The sequence below is a fragment of the Streptomyces sp. V3I7 genome (assembly GCF_030817495.1).
Classification (GTDB): Bacteria; Actinomycetota; Actinomycetes; order Streptomycetales; family Streptomycetaceae; genus Streptomyces.
Window position 1 is genome coordinate 5,743,038 of sequence record NZ_JAUSZK010000001.1, and the last position, 16,831, is coordinate 5,759,868.

At 70.9% G+C, this 16,831-nt stretch carries 14 protein-coding genes and 1 pseudogene; 4 read left to right on the plus strand and 11 right to left on the minus strand.

The window, feature by feature from the left end; all coding sequences use genetic code 11:
* Nucleotide 1: 1 nt before the first annotated feature.
* From opcA to tkt, 4 genes are all read right to left on the minus strand, one after another.
* Nucleotides 2–928 (minus strand): glucose-6-phosphate dehydrogenase assembly protein OpcA, encoded by a 927-nt coding sequence (opcA, locus tag QFZ74_RS26590; protein ID WP_307623364.1) that lies wholly within the window; start codon nt 926–928, stop codon nt 2–4.
* Entirely contained in the window at nt 925–2,487 is a 1,563-nt protein-coding gene (gene zwf, locus QFZ74_RS26595) for a glucose-6-phosphate dehydrogenase (protein WP_307624286.1), read from the minus strand. The genes opcA and zwf overlap by 4 nt, the downstream gene beginning before the upstream one ends.
* 152 nt (nt 2,488–2,639) lie before the next feature.
* Nucleotides 2,640–3,788 carry a transaldolase gene (gene tal, locus QFZ74_RS26600; RefSeq protein WP_307623365.1) on the minus strand — a complete coding sequence of 383 codons (1,149 nt, stop codon included), beginning with the start codon at nt 3,786–3,788 and terminating at the stop codon, nt 2,640–2,642.
* 19 nt (nt 3,789–3,807) lie between these two features.
* Entirely contained in the window at nt 3,808–5,883 is a 2,076-nt protein-coding gene (gene tkt, locus QFZ74_RS26605) for a transketolase (RefSeq protein ID WP_307623366.1), read from the minus strand.
* Between the two features lie 196 nt (nt 5,884–6,079).
* Here tkt and QFZ74_RS26610 point away from each other — a divergent pair, with 196 nt between their 5' ends.
* Nucleotides 6,080–6,988: an AraC family transcriptional regulator gene (locus QFZ74_RS26610; RefSeq protein WP_307623367.1), complete on the plus strand. Its 909-nt coding sequence runs from the start codon at nt 6,080–6,082 to the stop codon at nt 6,986–6,988.
* 75 nt (nt 6,989–7,063) lie between these two features.
* Here QFZ74_RS26610 and QFZ74_RS26615 read toward each other — a convergent pair whose 3' ends face one another.
* From QFZ74_RS26615 to QFZ74_RS26625, 3 genes are all read right to left on the minus strand, one after another.
* The gene (locus QFZ74_RS26615; RefSeq protein WP_307623368.1) at nt 7,064–8,470 is read right to left on the minus strand and encodes a glycoside hydrolase family 16 protein; all 1,407 of its coding nucleotides are present in this window, start codon (nt 8,468–8,470) and stop codon (nt 7,064–7,066) included.
* Between the two features lie 161 nt (nt 8,471–8,631).
* Nucleotides 8,632–9,363 carry a nucleotidyltransferase domain-containing protein gene (locus QFZ74_RS26620; RefSeq protein ID WP_307623369.1) on the minus strand — a complete coding sequence of 244 codons (732 nt, stop codon included), beginning with the start codon at nt 9,361–9,363 and terminating at the stop codon, nt 8,632–8,634.
* 227 nt (nt 9,364–9,590) lie between these two features.
* On the minus strand, nt 9,591–10,316 hold the full coding sequence (locus tag QFZ74_RS26625) for a GNAT family N-acetyltransferase (protein WP_307623370.1): 726 nt from the start codon (nt 10,314–10,316) through the stop codon (nt 9,591–9,593).
* Here QFZ74_RS26625 and QFZ74_RS26630 point away from each other — a divergent pair.
* A complete protein-coding gene (locus tag QFZ74_RS26630; protein WP_307623371.1) occupies nt 10,315–11,007 on the plus strand; it encodes an alpha/beta hydrolase in 693 nt (230 codons plus the stop codon). The genes QFZ74_RS26625 and QFZ74_RS26630 overlap by 2 nt on opposite strands.
* Nucleotides 11,008–11,092: 85 nt before the next feature.
* On the opposite strand, the gene QFZ74_RS26635 is transcribed toward QFZ74_RS26630, so the two are convergent.
* The 3 genes and pseudogenes from QFZ74_RS26635 to QFZ74_RS26645 all read right to left on the minus strand — a co-directional run.
* Nucleotides 11,093–12,706, minus strand: coding sequence for a phosphodiester glycosidase family protein (locus QFZ74_RS26635; protein ID WP_307623372.1), 1,614 nt, complete (start codon nt 12,704–12,706; stop codon nt 11,093–11,095).
* A gap of 147 nt (nt 12,707–12,853) precedes the next feature.
* Nucleotides 12,854–13,105, minus strand: coding sequence for a DUF397 domain-containing protein (locus QFZ74_RS26640; RefSeq protein WP_307623373.1), 252 nt, complete (start codon nt 13,103–13,105; stop codon nt 12,854–12,856).
* A 166-nt stretch (nt 13,106–13,271) separates the two neighbouring features.
* A pseudogene (locus QFZ74_RS26645) lies at nt 13,272–13,646 on the minus strand (Scr1 family TA system antitoxin-like transcriptional regulator); the annotation flags it as partial.
* Nucleotides 13,647–13,866: 220 nt separating this feature from the next.
* On the opposite strand from QFZ74_RS26645, the gene QFZ74_RS26650 reads away from it, so the two are divergent.
* Together QFZ74_RS26650 and QFZ74_RS26655 are read left to right on the plus strand one after the other, a co-directional pair.
* Nucleotides 13,867–14,565 (plus strand): M15 family metallopeptidase, encoded by a 699-nt coding sequence (locus QFZ74_RS26650; protein WP_307623374.1) that lies wholly within the window; start codon nt 13,867–13,869, stop codon nt 14,563–14,565.
* 13 nt (nt 14,566–14,578) lie between these two features.
* Nucleotides 14,579–15,925 carry a 6-phospho-beta-glucosidase gene (locus QFZ74_RS26655; RefSeq protein ID WP_307623375.1) on the plus strand — a complete coding sequence of 449 codons (1,347 nt, stop codon included), beginning with the start codon at nt 14,579–14,581 and terminating at the stop codon, nt 15,923–15,925.
* Between the two features lie 25 nt (nt 15,926–15,950).
* On the opposite strand, the gene QFZ74_RS26660 is transcribed toward QFZ74_RS26655, so the two are convergent.
* Entirely contained in the window at nt 15,951–16,721 is a 771-nt protein-coding gene (locus QFZ74_RS26660) for a hypothetical protein (RefSeq protein ID WP_307623376.1), read from the minus strand.
* Nucleotides 16,722–16,831 lie beyond the last annotated feature (110 nt).

The following is a 16,831-nucleotide window of genomic DNA, read 5'->3' on the forward strand; positions in this document are numbered from 1 at the left end:
GTCAGGAGTTCTCCTCGGTGCCCTCGCCCCGAAGGGCGACGGCGTACATCTCGTCAGCGTCGAGGCGGCGCAGCTCCTCGGCGATGAGTTCGGAGGTCGGGCGGACCTTCAGGGCGAGCGTGCGCGACGGCTGGCCCGGCAGGGTCAGCGTGGCCAGCGGGCCCTCGGGCCGGTCGATGACGATCTCGCCGTTCGCCGTGCCCAGGCGGACGGCCGTGACGACCGGTCCCTCGGTGACGACCCGCTCGACCGGGACGCCCAGGCGGGCCTCCAGCCAGCGTGCGAGCAGCTCGGCGCTGGGGTTCTCCGCCTCGCTCTCGACCGCGGCCGAGGTGATGTTCACCCGGGCCTGGTCCAGCGCGGCGGCCAGCATCGAGCGCCACGGGGTCAGCCGGGTCCAGGCGAGGTCGGTGTCACCCGGAGCGTAGGAACGGGCCCGCAGCTCCAGGGCTTCCAGCGGGTGCTCGACGGCGTACATGTCGGTGATCCGGCGCTGGGCGAGGGCGCCGAGGGCGTCCTTGGCCGCGTTCTCCGGCGCGTTCACCGGCCACCAGACGACCACGGGGGCGTCCGGCAGCAGCAGCGGCAGCACGACGGAGGCGGCGTGGTCGGAGACCTCGCCGTACGTGCGCAGGATGACCGTCTCGCCCGTACCGGCGTCCGCGCCGACCCGGACCTCGGCGTCCAGCCGGGAGGCCGTGCGGTCGCGGGGGGTGCGGGCGTGCCGCTTGATGACGACCAGGGTGCGCGAGGGGTGCTCGTGCGAGGCCTCCTCGGCCGCCCTGATCGAGTCGTAGGCGTTCTCCTCGTCCGTGACGATGACCATCGTCAGGACCATGCCCACCGCCGGCGTGCCGATGGCCCGACGGCCCTCCACCAGCGCCTTGTTGATCTTGCTTGCCGTGGTGTCGGTCAGGTCGATCTTCATGGCCTGCGCCAGCTCCGTCCGTCTCGTGCGAGCATCTCGTCCGCCTCCTCGGGTCCCCAGCTGCCCGAGGAGTACTGCGCCGGCCTGCCGTTCTCCGCCCAGTACTCCTCGATCGGGTCGAGGATCTTCCAGGACTCTTCCACTTCCTGGACGCGGGGGAACAGGTTGGCGTCACCGAGGAGCACGTCCAGGATGAGCCGCTCGTACGCCTCCGGGCTCGACTCCGTGAACGACTCGCCGTAGGCGAAGTCCATGGAGACGTCCCGGATCTCCATCGAGGTGCCGGGCACCTTCGAACCGAAGCGTACGGTCATGCCCTCGTCCGGCTGGACGCGGATGACGATCGCGTTCTGCCCGAGCTCCTCCGTCGCCGTCGAGTCGAACGGCGAGTGCGGGGCCCGCTTGAAGACCACCGCGATCTCGGTGACCCGGCGGCCGAGCCGCTTGCCCGTGCGCAGGTAGAACGGGACGCCCGCCCAGCGGCGGTTGTCCACCTCCAGCTTGATCGCGGCGAAGGTGTCGGTCTTCGACTTGGGGTCGATGCCCTCCTCCTCGAGGTAGCCGACGACCTTCTCGCCGCCCTGCCAGCCCTCGGCGTACTGGCCGCGCACCGTGTGCTCGCCCAGGTTCTCCGGCAGCCGCACGGACTTGAGGACCTTGAGCTTCTCGGTGAGCAGCGCGTCGGCGTCGAAGGCGATGGGCTCCTCCATCGCGGTGAGCGCCAGCAGTTGGAGCAGGTGGTTCTGGATGACGTCACGGGCCGCGCCGATGCCGTCGTAGTAACCGGCCCGGCCGCCGATGCCGATGTCCTCCGCCATGGTGATCTGCACGTGGTCGACGTACGACCGGTTCCAGATCGGCTCGTACATCTGGTTGGCGAAGCGGAGCGCCAGCAGGTTCTGGACGGTCTCCTTGCCGAGGTAGTGGTCGATGCGGAACACCTGGTCCGGCTCGAACACCTCGTGCACGATCTCGTTCAGCTCGCGGGCGCTGGCCAGGTCGTGGCCGAACGGCTTCTCGATGACCGCGCGGCGCCAGGAGCCCTCCGGCGCGTCGGCCAGGCCGTGCTTCTTGAGCTGCTGCACGACCTTCGGGAAGAACTTCGGCGGCACGGAGAGGTAGTACGCGAAGTTGCCGTTCGTGCCCCGCGAGGCGTTCAGCTCGTCGACCGCGTCACGCAGCTGCTCGAACGCCGTGTCGTCGTCGAAGTCACCCGGGATGAACCGCATGCCCTCGGCGAGCTGCTGCCAGACCTCCTCGCGGAACGGGGTGCGCGAGTGCTCGCGCACCGCGTCGTGCACCACCTGGGCGAAGTCCTGGTCCTCCCACTCGCGGCGGGCGAAGCCGACCAGCGAGAAGCCCGGCGGCAGCAGGCCGCGGTTGGCCAGGTCGTACACGGCCGGCATCAGCTTCTTGCGGGACAGGTCTCCGGTCACACCGAAGATGACCAGGCCCGACGGCCCCGCGATCTGCGGGAGCCGTCGGTCGCGCGCGTCGCGCAGCGGGTTGGCCCAGTCGGTGGCCGGTCCGACGGGCACCTCGACGTCGGGCACCCGCACGTCGGCCGGGGCCGTCTTCTTGGCCGCCGGCGGCTTCGCCTTGGTCTTCGTCTTCGCGGCGGGAGCCGCGGCCTGCGCCTTCTCCTCGGAGGCGGCGGGCGTGGTCCCCTCGTCGGCGGCCGCAGCCGTCTTCCTCTCGCGGGGAGCCGTGCTCACGACGCGTCAACTCCCTTGCTGTCGAGGGACTTCGCGACGGCGTCGAGCAGCTGCACCCAGGCGACGTCGAACTTGGCGACGGCCTCGTCCTCGAGCTGCTGCACGACCTCGTCGTAGGAGATGCCGAGGGCCTCGACGGCGGCGAGGTCGGCGCGGGCCTGCTCGTAGCGGCTGGTCACCGTGTCGCCGGTGATCTCGCCACGGGCGGCGGTGGCGTCGAGGGTGGCCTCCGGCATCGTGTTGACGGTGCCGGGCGCGACCAGCTCGTCGACGTACAGCGTGTCCTTGTACGCCGGGTCCTTCACGCCGGTCGAGGCCCACAGGGGGCGCTGCTTGTTGGCGCTCGCGGTCTCCAGGGCCGTCCAGCGGTCCGAGGAGAAGACGTCCTCGTACGCCTCGTAGGCGAGCCGCGCGTTGGCGAGCGCCGCCTTGCCCTTGAGGGCCAGGGCCTCGTCGGTGCCGAGGACCGTCAGGCGCTTGTCGATCTCGCTGTCGACGCGGGAGACGAAGAAGGAGGCCACGGAGTGGATCAGCGACAGGTCCAGGCCGCGGGCCTTGGCCTTCTCCAGGCCGGCCAGGTAGGCGTCCATGACCTCGCGGTAGCGCTCCAGCGAGAAGATCAGCGTGACGTTGACGCTGATGCCGAGGCCGATGACCTCGGTGATCGCCGGGAGGCCCGCCTTGGTGGCCGGGATCTTGATCATGACGTTCGGGCGGTCGACCAGCCAGGCCAGCTGCTTGGCCTCGGCGATCGTGGCCGTCGTGTCGTGCGCCAGGCGCGGGTCGACCTCGATGGAGACGCGGCCGTCGCGGCCGGCGGTGGCGTCGTACACGGGGCGCAGGATGTCGGCTGCGTCCCGGACGTCGGCCGTGGTCATCATGCGCACGGCCTCGTCGACCGTGACACCGCGCACGGCCAGGTCCGTGAGCTGCTCCTCGTAGCCCTCGCCCGAGCCGATGGCGGCCTGGAAGATCGAGGGGTTGGTGGTCACGCCCACGACGTTCTTGGTCGCGATGAGCTCGGCGAGGTTGCCGGTGGTGATCCGCCCCCGCGAGAGGTCGTCCAGCCAGATCGAGACGCCCGCGTCGGACAGGCGCTGGAGGGTTTCAGCGGTGGCGGGGGCTTCGGTGGTCACTGTGTTCATCTTCCTTCTGGCGATCGGATCAGGCACGCGCGGCGGCCAGGGATTCCCGGGCGACGGCGACGACGTTCTCGGGGGTGAAGCCGAACTCGGCGAACAGGGTCTTGGCGTCGGCGGAGGCGCCGAAGTGCTCGAGGGAGACGATGCGTCCTGCGTCACCTACGTAGCGGTACCACGTGAGGCCGATCCCGGCCTCGATTGCGACGCGGGCCCGCACGGACGGCGGAAGAACGCGCTCGCGGTACTCGCGCGGCTGCTCCTCGAACCACTCGACGGACGGCATCGACACCACACGGGTCCCGATCCCCTCGGCCTCCAGCGCCTCGCGGGCGGCCACGGCCAGCTGCACCTCGGAGCCGGTGGCGATCAGGAGGACGTCCGGGGTGCCGGTGGACGCGTCGAGCAGGACGTAACCGCCCTTGGCGGCGTCCTCGTCGAGCGGGTACGTCGGCAGGCCCTGCCGGCTGAGCGCGAGGCCGTGCGGCGCCGGCTTGGCGGAGTGGCGGCGCATGATCTCGGCCCACGCGACCGCGGTCTCGTTGGCGTCGGCCGGGCGGACGATGTTCAGGCCCGGGATGGCGCGCAGGGAGGCCAGGTGCTCGACCGGCTGGTGGGTCGGGCCGTCCTCGCCGAGGCCGATGGAGTCGTGCGTCCAGACGTACGTGACCGGCAGCTGCATCAGCGCCGACATGCGGACGGCGTTGCGCATGTAGTCGGAGAACACGAGGAACGTGCCGCCGTAGATGCGGGTGTTGCCGTGCAGCGCGATGCCGTTCATCTCCGCGGCCATCGAGAACTCGCGGATGCCGAAGTGGACGGTACGGCCGTACGGGTCGGCCTCCGGCAGCGGGTTGCCCGTCGGCAGGAACGACGACGTCTTGTCGATCGTGGTGTTGTTCGAGCCGGCGAGGTCGGCGGAGCCGCCCCACAGCTCGGGCATGACCGCGCCGAGCGCCTGGAGCACCTTGCCCGAGGCGGCACGGGTCGCGACCGACTTGCCCTCCTCGAAGACCGGCAGGGTGTCCTCCCAGCCCTCGGGGAGCTGGCCGGCGACGACGCGGTCGAAGAGCCGCGCCTGCTCGGGCTTGGCGGTGCGCCACTCGGCGATCTGCTTGTTCCAGGTCGCGCGGGCCTCGGCGCCGCGGTCCTGGGCCCGGCGGGTGTGGGCGATGACCTCGTCGTCGACCTGGAAGGTGCGCTCCGGGTCGAAGCCGAGGACGCGCTTGGTGGCGGCGATCTCCTCGTCGCCGAGCGCCGAGCCGTGGGAGGCCTCGGTGTTCTGCGCGTTCGGGGCCGGCCAGGCGATGATCGTGCGCATCGAGATGATCGAGGGGCGCTCGGTCTCAGCCTGCGCCGCCTTGAGCGCCGTGTACAGCGCGTGGACGTCGATGTCGCCGTTCTCGGCGGGCTCGATGCGCTGCGTGTGCCAGCCGTACGCCTCGTACCGCTTCAGCACGTCCTCGGAGAAGGCGGTCGCGGTGTCGCCCTCGATCGAGATGTGGTTGTCGTCGTAGAGGAAGACGAGGTTGCCGAGCTTCTGGTGGCCGGCCAGGGAGGAGGCCTCGGCGGAGACGCCCTCCTCCAGGTCGCCGTCGGAGACGATCGCCCAGATGGTGTGGTCGAAGGGGGACTCGCCCGCAGGGGCGTCCGGGTCGAAAAGACCGCGCTCGTAGCGGGCGGCCATCGCCATGCCGACGGCGTTCGCGGCACCCTGGCCGAGCGGGCCGGTGGTGGTCTCGACGCCCGCGGTGTGACCGTACTCGGGGTGACCCGGGGTCTTCGAGCCCTGCGTGCGGAACGCCTTCAGGTCGTCGAGCTCCAGCTCGTACCCGGCGAGGTACAGCTGCGTGTACAGGGTCAGCGAGGTGTGGCCGGGAGAGAGTACGAAGCGGTCACGACCAGTCCACTCCGGGTCCGAGGGGTCGTGGCGCATCACCTTCTGAAAGATCGTGTACGCGGCGGGAGCGAGGCTCATCGCCGTGCCGGGGTGCCCGTTCCCGACCTGCTGCACGGCATCGGCCGCGAGAAGGCGGGCGGTGTCCACGGCACGCCGGTCGAGGTCGGTCCACTCGAAGCTGTCGGAGGTCTGCGGGCTCATCTTCAAGAAATCCTCGTTCGAAGCACGTTTGCTGGCTGAGCGCGTTCAAAACTAAAAGTCTGACTTTTGAGTGGGAAGGGCGAGGTGTGCCAGCCTGTGGTGAAAGTGGGACACCGGCGGCGCGACTTCTCCCAGGAGAGCGCGGCCGAGCGCAAGAGAGCGCGACCGAGCGCGGCGAAGGTGGTACGAGAAGGACATGGCGGGCAATACGAGGCATGGCGCGGGCGGGGCCCCAGGCGGCGCTGAAGGGATCAAAACCTTCCCCTTCCCGGTCGACCTGAGCGTCGGCGGTGTCGGCATGCAGATCGGCCCCATGCAGGCCGAGCGCACCTGGCACTCGGACGTCCCGCTGCACCGCGTCCACCGCATCGACTTCCACGTGGTCATGCTCTTCGACGACGGCCCCGTACGCCACATGATCGACTTCGCCGAGTACGAGGCGCGGGCCGGCGACCTGCTGTGGATCCGCCCCGGACAGGTCCACCGCTTCTCCCCCACCAGTGAGTACCGCGGAACCGTCCTCACCATGCAGCCCGGTTTCCTGCCCCGCTCAACCGTGGAGGCGACCGGCCTCTACCGCTACGACCAGCCGCCGCTGCTCCACCCCGACCCGGACCAGCTCGACGCCCTGCGCGCCTGTCTCGCCCAGCTGCAACGCGAGTACGAGGACACCGCGACCCTCCCGCTGAGCCTGCACACCGCGGTCCTGCGCCACTCGTTGACCGCCACCCTCCTGCGCCTGGCCCACCTCGCGGCCAGCTCCGCCGAGGCCGCCCGGCAGCAGGGCGACACCCTCTTCACCCTCTTCCGGGACGCGGTCGAGAAGGGCTTCCCCACCAACCACAGCGTCAGCGCCTACGCCGACACTCTCGGCTACTCCCGCCGCACCCTCGTCCGCGCGGTGCGCGCCGCCACCGGCCAGACTCCCAAGGGCTTCATCGACAAACGCGTCGTCCTGGAGGCCAAGCGCCTCCTCGCCCACACGGACATGCCGATCGGCCGGGTCGGCGCGGCCATCGGCTTCCCCGACGCGGCGAACTTCTCCAAGTTCTTCCACCTGCACACCGGACAGACGCCGGTGGCGTTCCGGGCGGAGCTGAGTTAGGCCGGCCGCCGGGCGCATGGAAGGTGGCGCCGGGGAGACGTGCTCCGGCGCCACCCATGGATCCGTACGCCCGGCTCAGTGGCCGAAGGTGAACCAGTTCAGGTTCGCGAAGTCGGCCGGCTGTCCGCTGGTGAAGGTCAGATAGACGTCGTGGGTTCCGGTCACGGAGCTGATGTTCGCCGGGACGGTCTGCCACGCCTGCCAGCCACCGGTGTTGGCGAGCGCGAAGCTGCCGATGGGTGCGTTCGTACGGCTGTCGAGGCGCACCTCGATCAGCCCGCTCACCCCGGCCGGGGCGCCGCTCGCCACCCGCGCGCGGAACTGGGTGGCGGGCGTCGAACCGAAGTTGACCCCCTTGTACTGGGCCCAGTCGCCGTTCGCCAGCCACCCGATGTTCTGCCCGCCGCCCGAGTCCGACGTCGCCTCGGTACTCACGCCGGACTGGCTGTCGTACGACTCCGCCTGGATCGTGCTGTAGGCGTCCCGGTTGCCGGTGGGCGGGGGAGTGGTGCCGCCGCCGTCGGACTGGAGCACCTGGACGTAGTCCACGACCATCGGGTGGCCCGGCTCCGTGCCCCCGTCCGGACCGCCGCCGAACGCGCCCGGGAAGCCGCCGCCCATCGCCACGTTGAGGATCAGGAAGTAACCGTGGTTGGTGGCGTTCGCCCACGTCGTCGCGTCGACCTGGTCGGCCCGCACGGTGTGGAAGTTGCTGCCGTCGACGTAGAAGCGGATCTCCTGGGGGCTGGTCGAGCGGTCCCACTCCATCGCGTACGTGTGGAAGCCGGCCTGGCACGTCGCCCCGGGACAGGGCGTCGAGGCGCCGATGCCGGAGGTCTCGTTGCAGGGGCCGCCCGGGTTGGTGCCGCAGTGCATCGTCGACCAGTTGGTGTTGAAGCCCTGGACGTTCTCCATGATGTCCAGCTCGCCCACGGCGGGCCAGTTCTGGTAGTTGCCCCGGTAGGGGCCGCCCAGCATCCAGAACGCCGGCCAGTAGCCCTTGGCGGCGGCGCCGGTCACGTTCGGCATCTGGATCCGCGCCTGCACGCGCAACTTGCCACCGGCCGGGGGCTGGAAGTCGGCACGAGTGCTCTCGATCCGCCCGGAGGTCCAGTGCCCGGAGCCGTCGCGGCGCGGGGTGATCTGAAGGTTGCCGTTGCCGTCGAGCGACACGTTGCTGGTGCTCGACGTCATCGTCTCCACCTCGCCCGTGCCCCAGTTGGCGGGGCCACCCGGGTACGAAGTGCCGGTGTCGTACTGCCAGTTGGAGGTGTTCACACCGGCGCCGGCCGACCCGTTGAAGTCGTCGAGGAAGACCTGCGACCAGCCGGCGGGGGGTGTGGGCGCGGAGGCGTTCGCGGGGAGGGTGGCGGCCAGTGTCAGGGTGAGGGCGCCGAGGGTGGCGGCGAGGGTGCGGCGGAGACGGTTCCGTCTGGGGAGGCGTATACGGGTGCGGGTGCGCGTACCGGAGGTTTCGTTCATGGGGACCTCTCGGGGGTGTGGGGGTGTGGAGCGCACGTATTGAGAGCGCTCTCACGGTGCGGTCAATGTGCTCCCGGTCGCGACGGGCGTCAAGAGTTAAAACGAGTAATGTCCTCGCGGTGCACGGGAGTTCACGCGCTGAAGTCACGCCGACAGGCCGGTCATATGGGCCAGGGCTGCACGTACCCCTCCCGCAACGGCCCGCCGAGAAGGTCGAGAACCTGCTCGGCCGCGGCGGCGAGCGGAGCCGGGTCGGCCTGCGCGGCCACGGCCAGATGCCCCTCCAGCAGGGCCTTGCCCCGGACCGGGTCGGCCTCCAGCAGCCTGCGCGGCAGCCACTTGCCGATGCCTTCCCACGCGCCGTGGTGCGCGGTGAGGAGATGTGCCGCCTCGCGCAGAGTGAAGTCGGCGAGCGCGAGCTGCTCGAACCGGTCGGTGGGCGGGGTGTCGAGCAGGTCGTCCATGAAACAGGTGAGCCCGTAGCGCCCGCGCTGCCACTCGGCGGGGGCGAGCGGAGGAGGGCCGGCGGCGAGAACCGCCCGCGCCTGTTCGCGTGTTCGGGACAGATGACCGTGGGGATCGAGCAGAGGCATCCCCTGGTCATAGATGAAAAGGACCGTGCCCCGGCGACGGGCACGGTCCCACTCGAAGAACTCCGGTATGTCGTCGAGGCTGTTCAGGAACAGCTCCGCCAACCGCCCCTCGTGCCGTATGACTTCACGGCGGCTGGTCTCCGAGTCCGGCAGGAGCACGGCCACGTCCAGGTCGCTGCTCGCCGAGGCGCGGCCTTGCGCGACCGAGCCGCCCAGCACCGCGCCCAGGGCGTGCGGGAAGCGGCTCGTGACCAGACGCAGGGCCTGGGCGGCGGGATTCCCCGGGGTGTTCGCGTTCATGGGCGCACATCGTGCCAGGAACGGGCGTTGGGCGGGAGGATGACGGCTCAACCGGACGGTCCCCGCCCGGAGTTGCCCGTAGTTGATGGGCAGGGGCAGGTTGGATCAGGGTCCGGCGACGCCATCGCGGCGCGGCGGTCCCGCGCGGACGCAGGAACGTCGCGGCGACGAGGCGCCGACAAGGATGACGGTGACGGCGATGCCGACGCCGATCGGGCTCGGCGTACTCAGGACCGAGCGGGCTGATTGGCGATGAGCAGGGTGGTGTCCGCGGAGCGGAAGCCCAGGCGGGCATAGATGCGAGCGACCCGGTCCTCGGCGTAGGCGAGAAAGACGGTGCGTACGCCGTGGTTGCGGGCGTGGGTGGCCAGGGCCGCCGTGACGGCGGCGGCCAGGCCCTGGCGGCGGGCGGTGGGAAGGGTGCCGACGCCGCTGATCTCGGTGGTGCCGTTCGCGGGGTGGTAGTGGCCGCAGGCGAGGGGCGTACCGTCCGGGGCGAGCGCGGCGACGAGGACCTTGTGACCGGCGCGGAGGCTGGGGCGGACCGTCTCGACGGTACCGTCTTGGGTCAACTCCTCCGTGATGAGCCGCAGTTCCGGTCGATCGGCGGTGCTGGTCGCGGCTGCGAAGGCCAGGCGGGGGAGGGCGAGGGCGGCGGGCAGCGCCGGATCGTCGGCGGTCAGAGCGCGGATCGTGACGCCGTCGGGGAGGGGCGGCGGCGCCAGGGGGTGTCCGGGGTCGAGGACCATCAACGGGCGTTCCAGCACCGGAAGTCCGACGGACTCGATACGGCCGCACAGCGCCCGCCGCAGGCGGCCACGTACGAACAGCCGCAGCGGGCCGTGTTGTTGGTAGCTTGGCGTGGTCGGTGATGTGCGAGTCGGAGGTGGAGCGTTGGTGGCGGAGGTCGTCGTCAGGACCGGGCTCAGGTACGGGCCCAGTGGCAAGCTCATGGACGTCTATCAGCCCGCCGGCGCGTCGCAGCCCGCGCCCGCGATCCTGCTCTGGCACGGCCGCGGCCCCGACGAGAGGGACGTCCTCGCACCGCTGGCCCGTGCCGCGGCGGAGCGGGGCATCGTCGTCCTGGTACCGGACTGGCGCCCCGACGCCCCCGACGGCGGGCGAGCCCACCTGAGGGAATCGGTCGCCTTCGTCCGGCAGAACGTGGCCGGCTTCGGCGGTGATCCCGAGCGCGTGGTGCTCGCCGGCTGGTCGCTGGGCGGCAAGGCCGCCGTGGCCGCCACCGTGAACCCCACCGCCTTCGGTGAGAACTGGCGGCCGCAGGCGGTGGTGGGAATCGCCGGGTTGTACGGATCATCGGCGCCCAGCACCGGAACCGCTCCGATCGACGACCTCCGCGCCGGCGCTGCCCTGCCCCCTGTGCCGGTGTGGCTGGTGCACGGCACCACCGACGACGTGGTCGACGCGGAGCGCTCGCGCGAACTGCGCACGGTCCTTGAGGAGCAGGGCTGGCCGGTGACGCTCCACGAGGTCACGGCCGATCACGCCGGCGTCGTCCTGACGGAGTTCGTCCCCGGGCGGGACCGGTGCCTGCCCAGCACCGTCGAGCAGGTGATCGAGGCGGGGTCCGTGACCGTCGACGTACTGGCGCGCGCCGCTGAAGTCCTCCTCATCGCGGAGTAGTTCGGCTGTCGATCGTGATCGATCGGTACAGCGTTCACGATCAGGTTGACACCGGCGCGGGGAGTATCGCGCTCCGCGCCGTGCGTCAGTCGGTGCGGCCGGGCAGTACCTGGATCGTGCCGCCCACCGCGCGCTCGCCCGTCGCGTCCGACGGGTGGTTGACGAGAACGCCGCCCACCGCCATGGCGGTTGAGCCGCCGCCGTCGAGGTTGAGGGCGTCCACGGCGTCGATGGAGCGCATGAAGTCGGCGGCTTCTTCGAGGGTGAAGCCCTCGCTGCCGTCGGTCTGGCGGCCGTCCACCGTGGCGAGGATCAGTCTGCCCGCGGCGTCGACGCCGGCCATGGTGCGTGGCTGGCGGACGTTCGACCAGGCGTAGCCGAAGGAAAGGTCCTTCGGGTCGAGGACGCCCTCGGCGGCCGCGTCGATGTGGTTACGGCCGTTCGTCACGAGGGTGGGGGCGGCGCTGACGATGCTGTCGTCCTGGTCGAGCTCCACGCGCTTGCCGTTCGTGTCGCGGACATCCTCGTCCACGCCGATCCGCTGTCCCGTGCGGGCGTGAGCCGTCAGCCAGTCGCCGGCCGAGCCGATGCCCTGGAGCACCCGGCCATGCGCCGGGACGGAGCCACCCCGCGAACCCGCCGACACCACATGCCCGTCGGCATCCAGCACTACCTGCGTGCCGGGTCCGGTGGGCAATGGCGCGCCGAACTCGTCGGTGAACAGCACCAGTTCGTCGCTCGCGTGACAGGTCACGTCCTGCCAGGGCAGTTCACTCGGGGACGCTCCCGGTCGTCCGCAGTCCCGGACGAGACCGGGCACCCGGTTGATGCCCTGCGCCTGGTACGTGACGGCCTTGCTCGCGCGTACCGTGACGGTCGTCGTCAGGTCCGCCACCCGTACGTGCCGGCCGCCGTCTGCGATGATCAGCGACGCGCGCGACCCGGCGGCCATCGACTGCAGTTCGCCGCGGTCCGCGCTGAGGCCCGACTGCGTGCCCTGCACGCCGTCGGCGTCGGACGTGACGAAGAAGCCCGCGTTGACCCCCACCAGGGAGCCCAGCTTCGCGGCGACCGACGATGTGGTGACGCGCTGGGCGACGTTGCCGTCATGGGTGCCCTCGACGGTCCCGGTGAACCTGCGCGGGTCGATGACCGCGACGTGCACGTTCTCGCGGTCGGCGGGTTGCTCGGCGTCGTAGCCGGTCCAGGTGACGGCGGGGTGGAAGCCCGCGGTGATCTTCGTGGCGGCACTCTGGGCGTCCGCCTGGGTGGCGTACGAGCCGACGCGCACTCGCTGACCCATGTCCCCGTGCGGGGTGTCGGCGTAGCGGGGCCAGCGCACCGTCTCCACGCGCGGCGCGAAGCCGGCGGTGCGCAACTTCGCCGCCGTGTCGTCGGCCCAGGACCGCGGCCCGACCGCCGCCCAGGTCGCGGCGCCGGTGAGGCGGCTCGTGGCCGGGGCCTGGACGGTGACCGTCCAGACCGGCCGGGCGTCGCCGTTCTCGATGGTGGCGCTGCGCACTTGGACGCCCGGAGCGACGTACTTGGTCGTCCACGTCACGCCTTCTGCGGACTGCTGCACGCCGTCCGCGGCCTGCGCCGACTGCCAGACGCCGCCCAAGGCGACGACAGCACACACCGTGGCGGCGCTCAGCAGGACGCGTGCCCGTCCGGCGTACCGGGTGTCCTTGTGACCCATGGCTTCCTCTCGTTCCCACGTTCAGCGGCCGCACGAGCGGAGCCCTTCGGGCCACCTTCTGCGGATGATCAGAACCGGCGAGCGGAACAGCGTCCGTACTCAGGGGCGATGCTCAGGGGAACAGTGGCAGAACAACCGCTCCCTCGGTCAGGCCCGCCCCGCGTACGTCACGAAGGCACCCCACGCCGCAGGGGAGAGCGCCAGCTGCGCCCCCTGCCTGTCCTTGGAGTCGCGGACGTGGACCGTGCCGGGGCAGGTGGCGACCTCGACGCAGTCGCCCTGACTGCCACTGCTGTAGGTGGACTTGCGCCAGGAGAGGGCGATCTCCACGCAGTCGTCGCCCTGCGAGCCGCTGTAGCTGCTCTTGAACCAGGCCAGTTCGGACGTGCCGCTGCTCATAGCGCTCCTCGCATCCGCTCCAGCAGGGTCCTTACAGTGCTCGGCGCAGGCTTCCACCTGCACGCCCACGCCACTCCCACCACGCGACCCCGGGCGGTAGGACCACGGCACGGGCGCCCGAGACCGTTTTCCACCAGGGCCGAAAACCCGGCCCCACCCACGAAAACCTTAAGCTCTCAGAGACGCTTCTGGAGTCCTCGGGGGTGAGGGCCTGCGAGCGCAGTTTCGCATATCGCTGGTGAAGTACGCTGATCGCTTTCCGGTCGGAGATGAGACGGCCGTTCTCCTGCCCCTCCGAGTACGTGAACCACCGGTTGTCCGGAGTCTCCAGCAGTCGCAACGGGCCAGCCATGCCCGGGTGTTCGGGCTGCCGCAGCGGCATGATCTGCACCTGCACGTTCCAGTGCCGGTCGATCGCGAACATCTCCAGCAGATGGTCCAGCAGCTCCCGCGTGACGTCCTCCCCGCCCGTGTGCCGCTCCAGCACCGCCTGTTCGACGATGAAACTGAACCCGCACGGCGGCTGCCGTCGCGTCGACAGGCGGTCTCCTGGCTGCCCCGATGGCAGACCTTCGTGAGTGTGGAGGCCGGGGGCCATTCTGCATGGCGGGATCATGGCGCGTTGCGCTGGCTGGACCTGGTGGGTGACAAGTACGAATCGAGTCGGAGGGGTGGCGGCCGGTCGCGCTGAAGTAATCGAGTCGGCCGAAAGTCGCACGGATCAGAAGCAGTTGACCGGGCCACCGCGAGATCATCTCCCCATGGCTGAGATCGTGTTGATGTCGGATCCGAGGGTCGCTGCCGTGCCGGTTCGGGAGTGCGGGGAGGGGCTCGTGGACGTCCGGCGGGACAGCCCTCTGCTGGTCGACAGCCGGAAGTGGCATGACTCCGCCGGTGCCTTCACCCACCTGCGGGACGGGGTGCTCGGGCGGCTGCTCAAGGCGCAGGAGCAACTGTCGGACGGCGTGCGGCTGTTGTTCGTCGAGGGGTACCGTCCGCCGTCCCTCCAGCGCCGCTACTTCGACAAGTACGTCGCCCAGTTGCGCGCCGAGCATCCCGACTGGTCCGCCGGACGGATTCGCTCGGCCGCCAGCCGCTACGTCTCCCCGCCCGAGATCGCCCCGCACAGCGCCGGTGCCGCGGTCGACGTCACCCTCGTCGACGCCGACGGGCGCGAACTGGACCTCGGCACCCGGATGAACGCGACCCCCGAGGAGAGCGACGGCGCCTGCTACACGCACGCCGACAACATCACCCCCGAGGCCGGCGCCCACCGCGACATCCTCGGCGCGGCCCTCACGGCCGCCGGGCTCGTCAACTACCCCACGGAGTGGTGGCACTGGTCGTACGGGGACCGGTACTGGGCCCTGATGACCGGAGCGGAGGCGGCCCTCTACGGCCCCACGGAACTCGACGGGCGGGGGCCGGCTGAGGCTCCGGGGTCCCATGCCCGCGGATGAGTAGGCTGCCCGCGTGAGACTCACGATTCTCGGCGGCGGTGGATTCCGGGTACCCCTTGTCCACGGGGCCCTCCTGGCGGACCGGGGGGAGGGGCGGGTCACGCAGGTCGTGCTGCACGACCTCGACGCCGGGCGGTTGTCCGCGGTGGCCCGGGTCTTGGCCGAGCAGGCCGCCGGCATCCCCGACGCGCCCCAGGTCACCGCCACCACCGACCTCGACGAGGCGCTGCGTGGGGCCGACTTCGTGTTCTCCGCGATCCGGGTCGGCGGGCTGGAGGGGCGCGCCGAGGACGAGCGGGTCGCGCTGGCCGAGGGCGTGCTCGGGCAGGAGACGGTCGGGGCGGGCGGCATCGCGTACGGGCTGCGGACCGTGCCCGTGGCCGACGACATCGCCCGGCGCGTGGCGCGGCTGGCGCCGGACGCCTGGGTCATCAACTTCACCAATCCGGCCGGGCTCGTCACCGAGGCCATGTCCCGCCATCTCGGCGACCGCGTCATCGGCATCTGCGACTCACCGGTCGGACTCGGGCGCCGGATCGCCCGGGTGCTGGGCGCCGCGCCGCAGGACGCCTGGATCGACTACGTCGGCCTCAACCACCTCGGCTGGGTACGGGGGCTCCGCATCGGCGGCCGGGACGAACTGCCGCGCCTGCTCGTCGACCCCGCACTGATCGGATCGTTCGAGGAGGGGCGGCTCTTCGGGACGGAGTGGATCCAGTCCCTCGGTGCCGTTCCCAACGAGTATCTGCACTACTACTACTTCAACCGCGAGGCCGTACGGGCCTATCAGGAGGCCGCCAAGACCCGAGGGGCCTTCCTGCGCGACCAACAGGCCACGTTCTACGAGGAGATGAGCAACCCTCGCGACCCCAGCGCCTCCGCCCTGCTCGCCTGGGAACGGACCCGCGCCGAGCGCGAGGCGACGTACATGGCGGAGAACCGGGAGGCGGCGGGCGCGGGGGAGCGTGAGGCCGACGACCTCTCCGGGGGCTACGAGAAGGTGGCGCTCGCGCTGATGCGGGCCATCGCACGTGACGAGCGGACGACGCTGATCCTCAACGTCCGCAACCGGGGCACGCTTTCGGCGCTGGACGAGGACGCCGTGATCGAGGTCCCGTGTCTCGTCGACGCCAACGGCGCGCATCCCGTCGCGGTCGATCCGTTGCCCGGCCACGGCACGGGGCTGGTCTGCGCGGTCAAGGCGGTCGAGCGTGAGGTGCTGTCGGCGGCCGAGTCCGGCTCCCGTACGACGGCCGTGAAGGCCTTCGCGCTGCACCCGCTGGTCGACTCGGTGAACGTCGCCCGCAGGCTGGTCGAGGGCTACACCCAGGTCCATCCGGGGCTCGCGTATCTGAAGTGACGCTCCTCGGTGGCCAAATGACGGCTCACAGATAGCCGTCGCCGTTCTGCTGGTCGCGCTGCCGTCGCGCCTCAGCGCGGGCCTGCGCGCACTCGGTCAGCGGGGTGCGCAGCGCGAGGACCGCCGTCAGCGCGAGGGCCACGGCGCCCAGGCCGATCAGCCAGCCCTTCAGCGCGTTGCCCCGGTGGGCCCAGGTGTCGTGCACGGTGAGGTGCAGGGTGATGGGCGGCGTGAGGGTGTCGAGCGCCCGGTCCGATTCGCCTTGGTACGTGGTGACGGCGAGCGCGAGCCTGTACTCGCCCGGCTCGCTCGGCGTCACGCTCCACTGCCACAGCGCGGTGTCCCTGGGCGCGGCGATGATCTGCTTCGTCGTCGAGTCGGAGAGCGGAACGACCTTCACCCGGTCGCTCCCCGAGGTGAGCGCGGCCCCCTCGACGCCGCCGACCTGGAACGACCGGGTCTCGGGGGTCGGCGGTTCCGAGGCGGAGGCGGGGGTGGAGGGGGAGGGGGAGGCGTGGGGCGGCTTGTCGTCCGCCGGTGTTACGGCAGTCAGCCGGACGACGTACGTCACCGGGTCGCCCACCTCGGTCTCGACATGGGACACGAAGCTGAGGGACCCGTTGAAGAGATACTTGCGGTCGTTCACCACGGATGCCTGAAGGGTCGCCTGGTCGGGGCGGCGGGCGCCCGGTGTAGTGCCGTGGTCGTCCGTGGACGCGGTGAAGAGAACGGCGACGGCGACACCGAAGATCAGCAGAAGGGCCAGGAGACCGGTGGAAAGGCCTCGCGTTCTCACTGCCGTGTCGCCTCCGCCGTACACCGTTTCTCGTATACCTGGCACCCGAGACAGGGGAAGCCCCCGTGACGAGTCGCGATGATTCTTCCCGTCACGGGGGCCCGGTGTCA

Coding starts and splice junctions, on each gene's coding strand:
- opcA (WP_307623364.1), bottom strand. CDS start 928: ATGAAGATCGACCTGACCGACACCACGGCAAGCAAGATCAACAAGGCG.
- tal (WP_307623365.1), bottom strand. CDS start 3,788: ATGAACACAGTGACCACCGAAGCCCCCGCCACCGCTGAAACCCTCCAG.
- tkt (WP_307623366.1), bottom strand. CDS start 5,883: ATGAGCCCGCAGACCTCCGACAGCTTCGAGTGGACCGACCTCGACCGG.
- QFZ74_RS26610 (WP_307623367.1), top strand. CDS start 6,080: ATGGCGGGCAATACGAGGCATGGCGCGGGCGGGGCCCCAGGCGGCGCT.
- QFZ74_RS26615 (WP_307623368.1), bottom strand. CDS start 8,470: ATGAACGAAACCTCCGGTACGCGCACCCGCACCCGTATACGCCTCCCC.
- QFZ74_RS26620 (WP_307623369.1), bottom strand. CDS start 9,363: ATGAACGCGAACACCCCGGGGAATCCCGCCGCCCAGGCCCTGCGTCTG.
- QFZ74_RS26630 (WP_307623371.1), top strand. CDS start 10,315: ATGGACGTCTATCAGCCCGCCGGCGCGTCGCAGCCCGCGCCCGCGATC.
- QFZ74_RS26625 (WP_307623370.1), bottom strand. CDS start 10,316: ATGAGCTTGCCACTGGGCCCGTACCTGAGCCCGGTCCTGACGACGACC.
- QFZ74_RS26635 (WP_307623372.1), bottom strand. CDS start 12,706: ATGGGTCACAAGGACACCCGGTACGCCGGACGGGCACGCGTCCTGCTG.
- QFZ74_RS26640 (WP_307623373.1), bottom strand. CDS start 13,105: ATGAGCAGCGGCACGTCCGAACTGGCCTGGTTCAAGAGCAGCTACAGC.
- QFZ74_RS26650 (WP_307623374.1), top strand. CDS start 13,867: ATGGCTGAGATCGTGTTGATGTCGGATCCGAGGGTCGCTGCCGTGCCG.